Raw genomic sequence first — 13,696 nt, 5'->3', positions numbered from 1 at the left:
TCACTTTATGTTTCCGCGAGCCGGAAAGACGGACTGATCAGCCGGATTAATAGGCGGCGAAGCCCGGATTTCCGGCATCTTGCGGCAATGCAGGGAAAGCCTGAAGTAACAGGCTGCGACACCTAGACAACCCGTCCCGCGGCCGGTCCGGCTTTCTAGACCGGCCCAACTCTGGTACCAGCGGCCCGGTTAAGTTGTTGTTTCTGTGCGTGTCATTGTCCCCGGGGCAGCCCGCACCACACCGTTTTGAGGCCGACATGCAGTTCATCGATCTTGGCGCGCAGCGCGAACGTATCCGCGACCGGCTGAAGGCCGCGATCGACAATGTCGTCGAGGAAGGCCGCTATATCCTCGGACCGCAAGTCACCGAATTCGAAAACAAGCTCGCAGCCTATATCGGCACCAAGCATGTCGTGGCCTGCGCCAACGGCACCGACGCGCTGCTGTTGCCGCTGTTTGCCGCCGGTATCGGCCCCGGCGACGCGGTGTTCGTGCCGAGCTTCACCTTTGCCGCGACGGCGGAAGTGGTGGCGCTTGCCAAGGCCGAACCAGTGTTCGTCGATGTCGAGGCCGAGACCTACAACATCGACATCGCCAGCCTCGAGGCGGCGATCGCCATGATCAAGAAGGAAGGCCGGCTGAAGCCGAAGGCGATCATTCCCGTCGACTTGTTTGGGCTTGCCGCCAACTACGAGGCGATCATGGCGATTGCCAGGCGCGAAGGGCTGCTGGTGATCGAGGATGCGGCGCAGTCGATCGGCGGTTCGGCCGACGGCACAATGTGCGGCGCCTTCGGCCATGTCGGCTCGACCAGCTTTTATCCGGCCAAGCCGCTGGGCTGCTACGGCGATGGCGGCGCGATGTTCACCAATGACGACGCGCTGGCCGACCAGCTGCGCTCGTTTGCGTTCCACGGTAAGGGCGGGACGCAGTATGACAATGTCCGCGTCGGCATCAATTCACGCCTCGACACCATCCAGGCGGCGATCCTGATCGAGAAACTCGCCATCCTCGAAGACGAGATGGTCGCCCGCCAGGTGGTGGCCAAGCGCTACGCCGAAGGTCTCGGCGACATCGTCAAGGCGTCACGCAATCTGGGCGGTGGCCGCTCGGCCTGGGCGCAATACGCCATCGAGACGCCGAAGCGCGACGGGTTGAGGGCGCATCTCGGCGAAAAGGGCATCCCTTCGGTGATCTATTATGTGAAGCCGCTGCACGAGCAGGTCGCCTATCGCGACTATCCGCGCACGCCGACCGGGCTTGCGGTTTCGGAGGAACTGCCGAAGCGCATCCTGTGCCTGCCGATGCATCCCTATCTCAGCGAAGCCGACCAGGACCGCATCATCGAGACGATCCGCAACTACATTGGCTCGAACTCGGCGCATGTAGCGGCGGCGTAAGTTACGCCGCGTCCGCCGCCTTCCCGCTCGCAATAAAATGCGGGTTGGCGAAATCCTCGTCGTCGCTCTGTTTGCGCTTGCCATAGGTGAGCGGCTCGCCGTCCAGCGTGCGCGTCATGCCGCCGGCGGCGCGCAGTACGGCGTCGCCGGCCGCCGTGTCCCATTCCATGGTGCGGCCGAAGCGCGGATAGATGTCGGCTTCGGCTGCGGCGAGCAGGCAGAATTTCAGCGATGAGCCGACCGAGACGATCTCGGCGGCGCCGAGATCCTTGATGAAGGCTTCGGTCTCCGGGGTGTTGTGCGAGCGGCTGGCAACGACCGCCAGCGGCGTGACCGCCCTCCTAACCGAAATCCGCCGGCGGCCGACGATACGGAAGTCGCCATCGACCTCGATTGCTTCGGCCCAGCCCGGCCGTCCAGAGAAGAACCGCCCGCTGCACGGTGCGAAGACGACGCCGATCTCCGGCACGCCGTGCCGGACAAGCGCGATGTTGACGGTGAAATCGGTCCGGCGGTTGACGAATTCCTTCGTTCCATCGAGCGGATCGATCAGGAAGAAGGCGCCATCCAGATCGGGCGGCACAATGCCTTCGGCGACCTCTTCCTCGGCCACGCAGGGAATATCGGGATAGGCCGCACGCAGGCCGGCGAGGATGATCGTCTCGCTCTCGCGGTCGGCTTCCGTGACCGGCGAGGAGTCCGACTTGCTGTCGACCGCGCAGCCGGCCTTGAAGACCCGCATCACCTCGCGTCCGGCTTCGAGCGCCAGGCGCTCGAACACGTCGAGCATCACTTCGTCGTCAGATGCCGCCGCCGCTGTCATATTGGTCTTCGGCAATGTCGCGCTCATTCAGCCAGTGTTCCAGAGCCTCTACCATCTCCTCGGCCGTCTTGCCGAGTGTCTTGAGATGGATTTCGGGATTTTCGGGAGCTTCATACGGGGAATCGACGCCGGTGAAGTTCTTGATCTCGCCATTCAGCGCCCGTGCGTAAAGGCCTTTCGGGTCGCGTCGGGCGCATTCCTCGAACGGCGTATCGACGAACACTTCGACGAACTCGCCGTCGGCCATCAACTCCCTGGCCATGCGCCGCTCGGCGCTGAAGGGGGAAATGAAGGAGACGATGACGATCAGCCCGGCATCGGCCATCAGCTTTGCCACTTCGGCGACACGGCGGATGTTTTCGACCCGATCGGCGTCGGTGAAGCCGAGATCGCGGTTGAGGCCGTGGCGGACATTGTCGCCGTCGAGAATGTAGGTGTGGCGCCCGGAAGCGAACAGCTTCTTCTCGAGCAGGTTGGCGATGGTCGACTTGCCCGAACCGGAAAGGCCGGTGAACCAGAACACGGCGGGACGCTGGCTCTTCAAGTCGGAACGGCCACGCTTGCCGACATCGAGCGACTGCCAGTGGATGTTTTCGGCGCGGCGCAAGGTATGCAGGATCATGCCGGCGCCGACCGTGGCATTGGTGATGCGGTCGATCAGGATGAAGGCGCCGGTATCGCGGTTGTCGGCGAAGGTGTCGAAGGCGATCGGCGCCCGGGTCGAGATGTTGCAGATGCCGACTTCGTTCATCTCGAGCGACTTCGCCGCCTCGCGAGCGAAGTCGTTGACGTTGACGCGGTATTTCAGGTCGGTGACGGTGGCGCTGGTCTGGTCGGTCTCGGTGCGCAGTATATAGGAGCGTCCCGGCAGCAGCGCTGCCTCGTCGAACCAGACGATGTTGGCGGCGAACTGGTCGGCGACCTGCGGCCGTGCCGCCGGCGACACCAGCATGTTGCCTCTGGAGACCTCGACCTCGTCATCGAGCACAAGGGTGATGGCCTGGCCGGCCACCGCCTGGGCAAGATCGCCGCCTTGCGCGACGATGCGCTTGACCCGCGAGGCCTTGCCGGATTTGGCGACCACCACCTCGTCGCCCTGCGCGACGGAGCCGGACGCGATGGTGCCGGCAAAGCCGCGGAAGTCGAGATTGGGCCGGTTGACATACTGCACCGGAAACCGGAACGGCAGTTCGACCGCGGCCTCGTCGACCGATATGGTTTCGAGATGCTCGATCAGCGACGGGCCGGAATACCACGCCGTCTTTCCGGAGCGGCTGGTGACATTGTCGCCATAGCGGGCCGACATCGGGATCGGCACGATCGTCTGGAAGCCGAGCTCGTGCGAGAACTGCCGGTAGTCCTCGACGATACGGTCGAACACCGCCTGGTCGAAATCGACGAGGTCGATCTTGTTGACGGCAAGCACGATATGGCGGATGCCGAGCAGCGAAGCGATGATCGAGTGGCGCCGGGTCTGGCGCAGCACAGCCTGGCGCGCATCGATCAGCACGATGGCGAGATCGGCAGTCGATGCGCCGGTCGCCATGTTGCGGGTGTACTGTTCATGGCCGGGCGTGTCGGCGACGATGAACTTGCGCTTGGGCGTGGCGAAGAAGCGGTAGGCGACGTCGATGGTGATGCCTTGCTCGCGCTCGGCCTCGAGGCCGTCGACCAGAAGCGCGAAGTCGATGTCGTCGCCAGTGGTGCCGTGCTTGCGGGAATCGCGCTCGAGTGCGGCGAGCTGGTCCTCGAAGATCTGCTTTGTGTCGGACAGAAGACGGCCGATCAGCGTCGACTTGCCGTCGTCGACCGAGCCGCAGGTGAGGAAGCGCAGCAGCGACTTCTTCTCCTGCGCCGCCATGTATTCGCGCACGCCGTCGGTGGGAGCGAGGCTCTTGGCCAGGATATGGCGCATGCTCAGAAATATCCCTCGCGCTTCTTCTTTTCCATCGAGCCGGCTTCATCGCGGTCGATGAGGCGGCCCTGGCGCTCGGAGGTGCGCGCCGTCAGCATCTCGCCGACGATGGCTTCGAGCGTGTCCGCGTCGGATTCGATGGCGCCGGTCAGCGGATAACAGCCGAGCGTGCGGAAACGCACCAGACGGTTCTCCATCGTCTCACCGGGGCGCAATTGCATGCGATCGTCATCCTTCATGATCAGCATGCCGTCGCGTTCGACCACCGGCCGCTCCTTGGCGAAATAGAGCGGCACGATCGGGATGTTTTCCTGCAGAATGTACTGCCAGATATCGAGCTCGGTCCAGTTCGACAGCGGAAACACGCGGATCGATTCGCCCGGCGCGATGCGGGTGTTGAAGATCTTCCACATCTCCGGCCGCTGGTTCTTCGGGTCCCAGACATGCTGGGCGTTGCGGAAGGAAAAGATGCGCTCCTTGGCGCGCGACTTCTCCTCGTCGCGCCGAGCCCCGCCGAAGGCAGCGTCAAAGCCGTATTTGTCGAGCGCCTGGCGCAACGCCACCGTCTTCATGACATGGGTGTGGGTGTTCGAGCCATGGTCAAAGGGGTTGATACCGTCGCGCACGCCGTCTTCATTGACGTGGACCAGCAGGTCGAAGCCGAGCTTCTGCGCCATCTGGTCGCGAAAGGCGATCATCTCGCGGAACTTCCAGGTGGTGTCGACATGCAGGAAGGGGAAAGGCGGCTTGGCCGGATAGAAGGCCTTCATCGCCAGATGCATCAGCACGGAGGAATCCTTGCCGACGGAATAGAGCATCACCGGCTTGGAGAAGGAGGCGGCAACCTCACGGAAGATGTGGATGGACTCGGCCTCGAGCCGCTGCAGGTGCGTAAGCGCGATGTTCATGGACTGTGAGCGTTCTCTCGTGCAATCCAGACCTTGCATCAGATGGATCGGGCGTCCTTTTCAGCCGCCCGGTTCAAGCTTCACTGCTGGACACTATCGGTTCGTGCCGGCGTTCTAGCAGATCGCCACCTGATATAACAACGCTGGAAAGGCCGGCGGCCACACCGATCGGCAACGAATTTTCCATGAAAAGCCTAGAATCCGAAAATTCCTGCCCGACGGAGCGATAGCATTCAAAGGCCGGGAAAAATCTTGCCTGGACCGAAAGAAACGCCGGCCGGACCTCGTCGCACTTTCGAAAACCGCACCCAGCCGCTATACCGGCTCCTGAACCTGCGCCGGGCGGCATGCCGCAAATGCCGCCGCCAAACATTGTCCGTCGCCACGCGACCCAGCGCATTGTGAACCAGAGCATTGACCCCGATCTCCGCCATCAAGCAGCACGTTTCGCCGTCACGGATCAACGTCACCTTCTCCATTTTGTGCTTCTTTTTCCCGCCGGTACTGGGATCGGCGGTCAGCTTTTTGTTCAATGGCGGCGGCCTGTGGTCGGTGCTTCTGCTTGCGCTGAAAAGACGGCGTTTCAACATCGACCGGCCGATGACCGCGATGACGGTGGCCATCTATGCCTATTGCGCAGCCAGCGTGCTCGCCTCCATCGTCAACAATTCGATCGCCAGGGATGCGCCGCATCTGGCAGGGCTGATCACCTTCCTGTTTTTCCCTGTCTCATACGCGACCTGGAGCATTACCGAGAAAACCACGCTGACGCGCATCGTCGTGCTGGCGAGCGCCGCCGCCTGTTTTGGCGCCCTGCTGCTGGCGGTCGTGCAATATCACGGGCTGGGCATACGGGCCGAAGGCGGCGCCGGCAATCCGATCGTGTTCGCGACCGTCGCCTGCCTCAGCATGATGATGTGCCTGGCAGGCGCCTTATCGGGTGTCGAAAAGAACAGGGCGTTGCTGGCCTGCGCGACACTGGCTGGCGCGGTCGACATTGTCTATTCGGGGTCGCGGATCATCTGGCTGGCGATGCTGGTGGCCGGCATCGCGGTCCTGCTGATCAACCGTCGCAAGCTCAACAACAGAAACGCCATTCGGCTTTTGCTGATTGCGGGCGCGATCGGCATCGTCATCGCGGTCATTGGTCTCCCCATCATTTCCGAGCGCGCGGCCTTCCTGTTCAGCGACTGGGATGCGCTCGCCACGAAGGGCGACCACACGACCGCGCTCGGCTTGCGCGCAGCACTTTGGCAGATTGGGCTGAGCGCCTTCCACGACATGCCGATTTTCGGTCACGGCATTGCTGCAAGCCGTGAGCTGATAAAGGATGGATTCCACAATCAGTTCCACATGCCGTCCACGGGCTTCAGCCATTTTCACAATGGCTTCCTGACTGCATTGGTGGAGGCCGGGCTGCTTGGAGCCGTAACGCTCGCGGCTGTGTTCTTCGTTGCCGCGAGAAACGCGGCCATCGTGCTGCGCACCAGCACGGACGCGATCGAGCGGTTCGGCGCCACGATGATTGTCGTCACTGCGATCACCTACCTCATCGGCGGCCTGACCGGCATTCTGGTCGGCCACGACATCCTCGATGCCACACTGATGGTGTTCCTGGTGTCCGGGACATATCTTGCATCGGGCCGGCAACAAATGCTGCCGGAACAACAGGCACCGGCCCCGGCGCCCCAGGCAAGCCGGCCGTGAAAGTGCTGGTCACAGGCGCGACGGGTTTCATCGGCAGGCAGGTCGTCAACCAGCTGCGCGAAGCCGGGTTCGGGGTGCGCATGGCATCGCGCCACCCGGAACGGCTCGATCCCGTGAGCGATGCGGTTTTGTTGCCGGACTTCGACGCACCGGCTCAGGCATACCAGGCGCTGATGCGAGATATCACCCATGTCGTCCACTGTGCGGCGCTCAACAATGACCGCAAGGCGAGCGAAGCCGACTTCATGGCAGCCAACGCGACACTGACCGCGCAGCTGGCGCGCGCGGCCGCCTCGCGGACAAGCGGGCGCTTCATCTATCTGTCGTCGATCCGGGCAGTAGCCGGTCCCGGTTTCAGCGGAACGATCAGCGAGGCGACGCTCCCTGCCCCGCAATGCGCCTACGGGCGCTCGAAACGCGAAGGCGAGATCAAGACACTGGAAGCCTATGCGTCCAGGCCCTCCGATGCCACGGCGCTGCGCCTGCCGCCGGTCTATGGCGAAGGCATGAAGGGAAACCTGCGTGGAATGATGCGGGCTGCCGCCATTGCCTTACCATTGCCCTTAGGCGCTTTCACCGCAGTTCGTTCGCTGATATCGCGCGACGCGGTGGCTGGCGCCGTGGCGCATCTTTTGACTCGTCCCACGCCACCGCGCCCGACCTATGTCCTGGGCGATGCTTCCCCCGTTGCGATGTTCGAAATCTTGACTGCATTCAGGCACGGATACGACGTTCCGACCCGGCTCGTTCCTGTGCCGGCCTGGCCATTCAGGCTGTTCGCCACACTGCTTGGCAGAAAAGCAGCGTACGACGCTTCCATGGCGACACAGATTTGCGACCCGTCACTGCTGATCTCGGAAGGCTGGATGCCGGAAACCGACACGCTCGGCCGGATTGAGGAACTTGCACGACAGGCCCGTCAGGTCCGGTAGATTGTGCCAAGCAGGATTTTGACGTCGAGTCCGATCGAGGCTCCCCTGAGATATTCGGCATCGGTTTCGGCGCAGAGTTTCGGATCCGACATGTCGATGCCTCTCATCTGCGCAAGCCCGGTAATGCCTGGAAGTGCGGCAAGCACACCCAATTGCCTGCGGCGGTCGACCAACTCGGTTTGCGTGGGCAGGCATGGACGCGGCCCGACCAGGCTCATCTCGCCCTTCAGCACGTTCCAGAGCTGCGGCAGCTCGTCGATCTTGAATTTTCGCAGCACCTTACCGGCGGCGGTGACGGAGTTTGCCGGCGCCTGATGCGAGGGCAGAGATGGCGTTCCCACAACCATCGTCCTCAACTTGTGGCAGCGAAACAGCACCCCGTGCTGGCCGACGCGAGTTTGGGAGAGGAGTGCCGGTCCGGGCGACGACAGCCTGATTGCCAGTATGGCAAGCAGGGTGACGGGCGAGGTCAGCGGCAACAGAACCGCCGCCGCGACGAGATCGAAAGCTCGCTTGGGTTCCCTCATGGCCATCTCAGCATGCTCTAGATCCGCCGCCAGATGAAGGCCACATAGAGCCCAAGCGTCCCAGCCAGCGTCTGCCGGTAGACGCCGCTTTTCCTGAGAAGGCGCAGGCGTCGCAAGATACCGCCCTTTCGCGCCCTGATGAACAGGCCGAGACAGGCGGCGGCATCCCTCGTGAGGATGTCGCGATTGACGGCCAGGCCGCTCAGATTGTGATCGGTCCAGACGGCGAACTCGCCCCTGAAGAGGCGCCCCAGCCGCGACAGCCTCGCCTTCCACGACACGTTGGCGCCGACCAGGTTTGCCTCATGCTGGCGGTAGCGCACCAGCGGTCGCGGGTCATAGCGGACAATGCCGCCGGCAGCCGTGACGATCAGATAGGTCCACCAGTCATGGCTGACGAACTCGGTCCTTGCCGATGCCTTTGCCAGCAACTTTCGCGCGGCGCGGTTGATCATCATCGTGTTGCCGCCGGCAATGCTTTGCACAAGCGCATTGCGAAATGCGGGTGGATGCTGGAACAGCGGCGAATACCCTTGCGCTGCTCCGGTTTCGGACATGGTCGCGGTTCTGGAGCAAAACAGCAGCGGCGTTCCGGCGTCGTGCCCTTGCATCCAGGCAATGGCGCTCTCCAGCCTGTCCGGCTCCCAGATGTCGTCCTGGTCGCAGAAGGCGTAGTAGTCGGCCTCGATGCGCGGATCGATGATCATCGCGCGGAAATTGGCGGCAAAGCCTTGGCGAGGACCATTCGACAGGGTCAACCGGCCCTTGGACCAGCGGCTCTGCCAGGCGCCGATAATGGCCGAAGTGCCGTCTGTCGAACCGTCGTCGGAAACCCAGAGGTCGACAACAGGATGCGATTGCGCAGCCAGCGACGCGAGCTGCTCGTCAAGGAAAGCCGCGCCATCTTTCGTGCCCAGCAGCACGGCCACGCGCTGATCTTGTCTGCTCACTGGTTCAAAATCATCTGCAAACGCCTGGGAACGGCCATCGGATCGGTTTCAATAGCCAATCCCGGTCGATCAGGACAGGCTCTTTGTTTTGACGCAATCCCGGACGGAAAACCGCTCCACACTTTTCTTGGAATTGCTCTAACCAGCTTGCCCGACTGTTTTCGCAACGGTTTCCCGGCGTGCCTCACTTGGAGGCTCTTCCGCCTGATAGAGGCCGGCCATGACGGCGAGCGCCGAGGCCTTGTCCTGATCGCGCATGGCCGCCTGCAGCAATGTCAGCGCCGCCTGGACCTTGGGCCATCCCACGACATCGGTCCTGAGGCCGAAGATCTTGGGGATATCCAGCGCGACGATCTCCTCATTGCCGCCATGCAGCACTTCGTGAAGCTTCTCGCCCGGCCTGATCCCGGTGAAACGGATCGGAATGTCGGTGTAGGGGCTTTTGCCGGCCATGCGGATCATGGTTTCAGCGACTTCGAGGATCGGCACCGGCTTGCCCATGTCGAGCATGTAGATGGCGTAGTCGTCCTTGCCCTGGCGCCGCTCGGCGTCGGCCGCCGACATGATGACGAGGTCGACGGCTTCGGCCACCGTCATGAAGTAGCGGGTCATGCGGCGATCGGTGATGGTGACCGGACCGCCGGCCTCGATCTGCGCCTGGAAGATGGTGGCGACCGAGCCATTGGAGCCGAAGACATTGCCGAACCGCACGGCGATGAACTTGGTGCCGGAGCGACGGCCGCTGGCCCCGGTGGCGTGCGTTTCGTGCAGCGAAGAGACGATCTGCTCGGCGGCGCGTTTCGTCATACCGAGCACCGAGGTCGGATCGACCGCCTTATCGCTGGAAATCAGCAGGAACTGCGGCACCCCGCATTTGGCGGCAACCTCGGCGCAGACGAGGGTGCCCAAAATGTTGGTCTGGATCGCCGATTCCCAATTTTCCTCGAGCAGCGGCACATGTTTGAGCGCGGCGGCATGGAAGATGATGTCGGGCTTGAAATCGCTGACGACGCGGGTGATCTGGCGCCGGTCTGTGACATCGACGATGCGGCTCTTGAGCCGGACATGGTCCTTTTCGTCAACCTGCTGGTCGAGCTGGAAAATACCGAACTCCGAGATATCGGCGACCAGAACCGCCTCGGCGCCAAGTTCCAGCGACCGCTTGACCAGGATGCGACCGATTGAGCCGGCGCCGCCGGTGACCAGGACGCGCTTGCCACCGATAAAGCCGCCGATCCGCTCAATATCGGAAGCAACTGTGGGGCGGCGCAGGATGGTTTCCATCTCGACAGCGTCGAGTACCAGCTTTCCGCCTTGGCCGAGCTCCGAAACGCCGGAGAATTGGACGACGGCGATACCGCTGTGACGGGCGACACGGACCAGTTCCGAATATTCCTCGATCTCGCGTTCGGTGCCATTGCCGAAAATCAGCATGTCGAGGCTTTTGGTGCCTCTTGCATATTCTTCGAGGACCTCGACCAGGCGGGGCCGCACGGCTACCACCGGAACGCCCTGGATCTGCGTGCCCAACGGCGCGCCGTTCTCGATGGCCATGATGCCGGCGATGGAATATTCGGCCGGCTCGGCCGTGCGTGTGAAGCGGATGATGACGTCTGCTTCGCCAAGCCTGCCGACGAACAGCGCTTGTTTGATCGCCGCATTGTTTGCGTTGCGGCTTAGGATTCGCCAGCTCGCCCCGTCGCGCAGGAACCGGTAATAGAGCCGAGGCGCCGATATGATGGTGAAGGAGACGAGGAAAAAGACGATGAACTGGCGCTCGTTGAGGCCGGTCACCGGCTGAAACGATCGAACCGCCAGCGAGACGACATAGAGCGTGACGGTCAGGATGGCGCAGCTCTTCAGGATGTTGAAGAAGTCCGGCGTGGAGGCGAAACGCCACACGGTGTTGTAGAGGCCGCAATAGCGAAACAGCATATGGCTGAGAAAAACAATACTTGCCCAGCACGCCAGGCCGGCCGTGGAGAGCGCGTCGAATGAAAGTCTCGACTGAGAAAGCCCCAGACTCAGCGCCACCGCGACCAGGACCATGACCAGATCCTGGATCATTATAATGGCGCGCCGCATCTTCGGCCGAAGTCCGGACACGACCTCTACATAGGATGTCATTGGGTAGTACTGAACTCCAGGCGCAAGGACATGGACACTAACGTGGTGCAAGAGCGACGGAAACCCGTCACCGATCACCTGTTTAGAGTGCCAATCCCCAGCCCCGCCGCTTTGTATCGCATAGCGTGGAGTTGTAGTGATCGCCAGATATTTTTTTGGAAATTCCCTTGGCTGGCCTTCAATCCAGGCGATCGGGCGGGAGGCGCGCACCGAGATCCATGCGCATTTGCTCAAAGCGGGCGTCGCCGGCCAGATTGTTCCACTCATAAGGGTCGGCGCTCAAATCATAGAGTTCTTCCGACAAGTCGGAGTAGCGCGTGTAGCGCCAGCGGCTTGACCGCACAGAATGATTGCCGCGCAACCATGTCATGATCGCACAATGGTCTTCCATTTTGCCGCCCCGCGCCAAAGGCATGAGTGAACGGCCGTCTATGTCCGCTGGCGGCTCGAACCCGCAAAGATCAAGAAGCGTAGGAAACAAGTCGACCAGACTGACCGGCTGGTCGACGCGAGCCGATGTCGCCATACCTCGTGGCGGCACCAGAATGAAGGGCACTCGCGTTGCTTCCTCCCACAGCACGAATTTCCGCCAGTGCAGCTTTTCGCCCAGGTGGAACCCGTTGTCTCCCCAAAGGACCACGATCGTATTGTCGGCGGCGGGCGAAGCATCCAGGGCGTCAAGCACACGTCCAATCTGACTGTCGCAGTAGGAAATGGCCCCGAGATAGCCTTGGACGGCGTTGCGCCATTGCCCGTGTTTCAGGACGGTTTCGTGGTCAGGCGGCGACAGAGCCCAAGCCTTTGCGATGGCGGGAACGTCGTCAAGGTCGTCATTCTTGACAAAGGGCAGGCTGACCTTGTCGAGAGGATAAAGATCAAGGAATCGTTGCGGTACGTACCAGGGCAAATGCGGCTTGTAGAAACCCGTCGCGCAAAAGAACGGCTGCTCGTGCGGTTTTTGCAGGAAGGCGCAAACCGCGTCCGCGGTCTTGAAATCGGGCATCTCCGGCTCGCGAGCGGATTCGATGGCGCCCCAATCGAAGTGATGATTCATCGACGCTACGTTCGGGAAATCATCAAAATCAAACATGCGGTTGAGCGGCCGATGCAACGGCATCGGCTCGGCGGCGGTCGTATGGAATTCGTCCCACAAGGCTGGGCGGTTCTCGATGTCGCTCCATCTTGCCGACGGCGTCCTGTTGCGCCCTGCATCGGCGTAGTCGAAACTGCCATGGAACACTTTCCCCGCACCCATGCAGAAATACCCGGCCTCGCGCAGGCGCTCGAGCAGTGTGACCCTGCGCAGCGGCGCCTCCCAGAATGGCTCGTTCTGATAGACACCCGTTGTCGTCGGCAGGCATCCGGTAAACACGGACATCCGGCTGGCATTGCAATAGGGCGCCGTGCAGTAGGCGCGCAGAAACGTCGTTCCACGCGATGCGAGTCGGTCGATTGCAGGCGTCTTGACGTCCGGATGGCGGCCCAACGGCGCAATCCAGGAATTGAGGTCGTCAGCCACGATGAAGAGGATGTTGGGTCGCTCCATCAGCCTTCTACCGCCAGGCCCGAATCAATAGTCGGCCAGTCGGAAACCGACAGCCCCGAAAGTCGGGAGAATTCGACGGTGTCATCGTAAAAAATCTCGCGCAAATAGGTTACGTCCTCAGGTCGAAGCTCGTTCTCACATCGTCTCCCAAGCTGATCTGTTCGCGGAGCAAGGGGGAGAAACGGTTGGATGGAAAGGAACCCGGCAACGGCATCCAGCGTAGGTTGGTGATCCCTCAACAAATCCAGTGAACGCAGGAGCAGAACGTTCTCCCTTGGGAACAAGGCAAATAGCAGGCGTAGTTGGCGTGCGTAAAAGCCCCGTTCGACATAGCTATACACACGCCATGCCGGATCGGTCTGATCCAACCCCTTTAGTCGCCAGCGGCCTTGCCGGATCGCCAGGTGAAAAGGCAGATACTCCGACCGGTTACCGGTCTCCATACGCCATTGCGACCAGGCTCGCTCGATCGGATCGCGAAAGATGAAGACAAGCTTCATTGCGGGATTGTATCGCTTTATCCGTTCCAGCGATGGCGGCCAGAAGAGATAGATCGGGGTCACGTCAAATCCGATGCCTCTCCCAGCATCGTCGGAAAAAAAGCTTCCCAACTTGCGATAGTCCGGCTCCGTCCAGTTCTGCGTCTCGTCGTCAAAGAAATGCATCTCCTTGACGGACGGCGTCGCCAGCTGTGGGTGTTGCCTGAGATAGCCGAACAGGCTGGTCGTGCCGGACTTCTGCACCCCACCAACGATGAAACCCAACACAGGCTGGTCCAATGCATGCGTCCCCATGCCAAGGTTACGTCCTTGTCACCACTGTCTCTCGCCCCCCGACGAAAGTGCCCGGCAAGCCATCAAG

General features: G+C 61.8%; 11 protein-coding genes. 3 read left to right on the top strand and 8 right to left on the bottom strand.

The window, feature by feature from the left end; genetic code table 11:
• The first annotated feature begins 257 nt into the window (after nucleotides 1-257).
• Nucleotides 258-1,400, top strand: a complete 1,143-nt coding sequence (locus tag ACYG97_RS01755) for a DegT/DnrJ/EryC1/StrS family aminotransferase (protein ID WP_023684583.1) — start codon at nucleotides 258-260, stop codon at nucleotides 1,398-1,400.
• Between the two features lies 1 nt (nucleotide 1,401).
• Here ACYG97_RS01755 and cysQ read toward each other — a convergent pair whose 3' ends face one another.
• The 3 genes from cysQ to cysD are packed head-to-tail and all read right to left on the bottom strand — an operon-like array spanning nucleotide 1,402 to nucleotide 5,046.
• The gene (gene cysQ, locus ACYG97_RS01750) at nucleotides 1,402-2,190 is read right to left on the bottom strand and encodes a 3'(2'),5'-bisphosphate nucleotidase CysQ (RefSeq protein WP_031196090.1); all 789 of its coding nucleotides are present in this window, start codon (nucleotides 2,188-2,190) and stop codon (nucleotides 1,402-1,404) included.
• A gap of 10 nt (nucleotides 2,191-2,200) precedes the next feature.
• Nucleotides 2,201-4,138 (bottom strand): sulfate adenylyltransferase subunit CysN, encoded by a 1,938-nt coding sequence (cysN, locus tag ACYG97_RS01745; RefSeq protein WP_023684584.1) that lies wholly within the window; start codon nucleotides 4,136-4,138, stop codon nucleotides 2,201-2,203.
• 2 nt (nucleotides 4,139-4,140) lie between these two features.
• The gene (cysD, locus tag ACYG97_RS01740; RefSeq protein ID WP_023670717.1) at nucleotides 4,141-5,046 is read right to left on the bottom strand and encodes a sulfate adenylyltransferase subunit CysD; all 906 of its coding nucleotides are present in this window, start codon (nucleotides 5,044-5,046) and stop codon (nucleotides 4,141-4,143) included.
• Between the two features lie 414 nt (nucleotides 5,047-5,460).
• Here cysD and ACYG97_RS01735 point away from each other — a divergent pair, with 414 nt between their 5' ends.
• Together ACYG97_RS01735 and ACYG97_RS01730 are read left to right on the top strand one after the other, a co-directional pair.
• Nucleotides 5,461-6,753, top strand: coding sequence for an O-antigen ligase family protein (locus ACYG97_RS01735; protein WP_031198404.1), 1,293 nt, complete (start codon nucleotides 5,461-5,463; stop codon nucleotides 6,751-6,753).
• Nucleotides 6,750-7,685, top strand: coding sequence for an NAD-dependent epimerase/dehydratase family protein (locus tag ACYG97_RS01730; protein WP_023670715.1), 936 nt, complete (start codon nucleotides 6,750-6,752; stop codon nucleotides 7,683-7,685). Before ACYG97_RS01735 ends, ACYG97_RS01730 begins: the two co-directional genes overlap by 4 nt.
• On the opposite strand, the gene ACYG97_RS01725 is transcribed toward ACYG97_RS01730, so the two are convergent.
• The 5 genes from ACYG97_RS01725 to ACYG97_RS01705 form a co-directional block, all read right to left on the bottom strand.
• On the bottom strand, nucleotides 7,673-8,212 hold the full coding sequence (locus ACYG97_RS01725) for a sugar transferase (RefSeq protein WP_023732069.1): 540 nt from the start codon (nucleotides 8,210-8,212) through the stop codon (nucleotides 7,673-7,675). The genes ACYG97_RS01730 and ACYG97_RS01725 overlap by 13 nt on opposite strands.
• A 17-nt stretch (nucleotides 8,213-8,229) precedes the next feature.
• Nucleotides 8,230-9,162 (bottom strand): glycosyltransferase family 2 protein, encoded by a 933-nt coding sequence (locus tag ACYG97_RS01720; RefSeq protein WP_023732070.1) that lies wholly within the window; start codon nucleotides 9,160-9,162, stop codon nucleotides 8,230-8,232.
• 138 nt (nucleotides 9,163-9,300) lie between these two features.
• Nucleotides 9,301-11,289 (bottom strand): nucleoside-diphosphate sugar epimerase/dehydratase, encoded by a 1,989-nt coding sequence (locus ACYG97_RS01715; RefSeq protein ID WP_031197112.1) that lies wholly within the window; start codon nucleotides 11,287-11,289, stop codon nucleotides 9,301-9,303.
• 178 nt (nucleotides 11,290-11,467) lie between these two features.
• The gene (locus tag ACYG97_RS01710; RefSeq protein WP_023687187.1) at nucleotides 11,468-12,835 is read right to left on the bottom strand and encodes a sulfatase; all 1,368 of its coding nucleotides are present in this window, start codon (nucleotides 12,833-12,835) and stop codon (nucleotides 11,468-11,470) included.
• On the bottom strand, nucleotides 12,835-13,614 hold the full coding sequence (locus ACYG97_RS01705; RefSeq protein WP_198029664.1) for a sulfotransferase family protein: 780 nt from the start codon (nucleotides 13,612-13,614) through the stop codon (nucleotides 12,835-12,837). Before ACYG97_RS01705 ends, ACYG97_RS01710 begins: the two co-directional genes overlap by 1 nt.
• Between the last annotated feature and the right edge of the window lie 82 nt (nucleotides 13,615-13,696).

It is taken from the genome of Mesorhizobium sp. W067 (genome assembly GCF_054719525.1).
Note: the sequence above shows the minus strand (reverse complement) of the source record. Positions and strands in the feature narration are given on the sequence as shown.

Excerpts from the sequence above, each read along its gene's own strand:
- ACYG97_RS01755 (WP_023684583.1), top strand. The coding sequence starts at position 258 with ATGCAGTTCATCGATCTTGGCGCGCAGCGCGAACGTATCCGCGACCGG.
- cysQ (WP_031196090.1), bottom strand. The coding sequence starts at position 2,190 with ATGCTCGACGTGTTCGAGCGCCTGGCGCTCGAAGCCGGACGCGAGGTG.
- cysN (WP_023684584.1), bottom strand. The coding sequence starts at position 4,138 with ATGCGCCATATCCTGGCCAAGAGCCTCGCTCCCACCGACGGCGTGCGC.
- cysD (WP_023670717.1), bottom strand. The coding sequence starts at position 5,046 with ATGAACATCGCGCTTACGCACCTGCAGCGGCTCGAGGCCGAGTCCATC.
- ACYG97_RS01725 (WP_023732069.1), bottom strand. The coding sequence starts at position 8,212 with ATGAGGGAACCCAAGCGAGCTTTCGATCTCGTCGCGGCGGCGGTTCTG.
- ACYG97_RS01715 (WP_031197112.1), bottom strand. The coding sequence starts at position 11,289 with ATGACATCCTATGTAGAGGTCGTGTCCGGACTTCGGCCGAAGATGCGG.
- ACYG97_RS01710 (WP_023687187.1), bottom strand. The coding sequence starts at position 12,835 with ATGGAGCGACCCAACATCCTCTTCATCGTGGCTGACGACCTCAATTCC.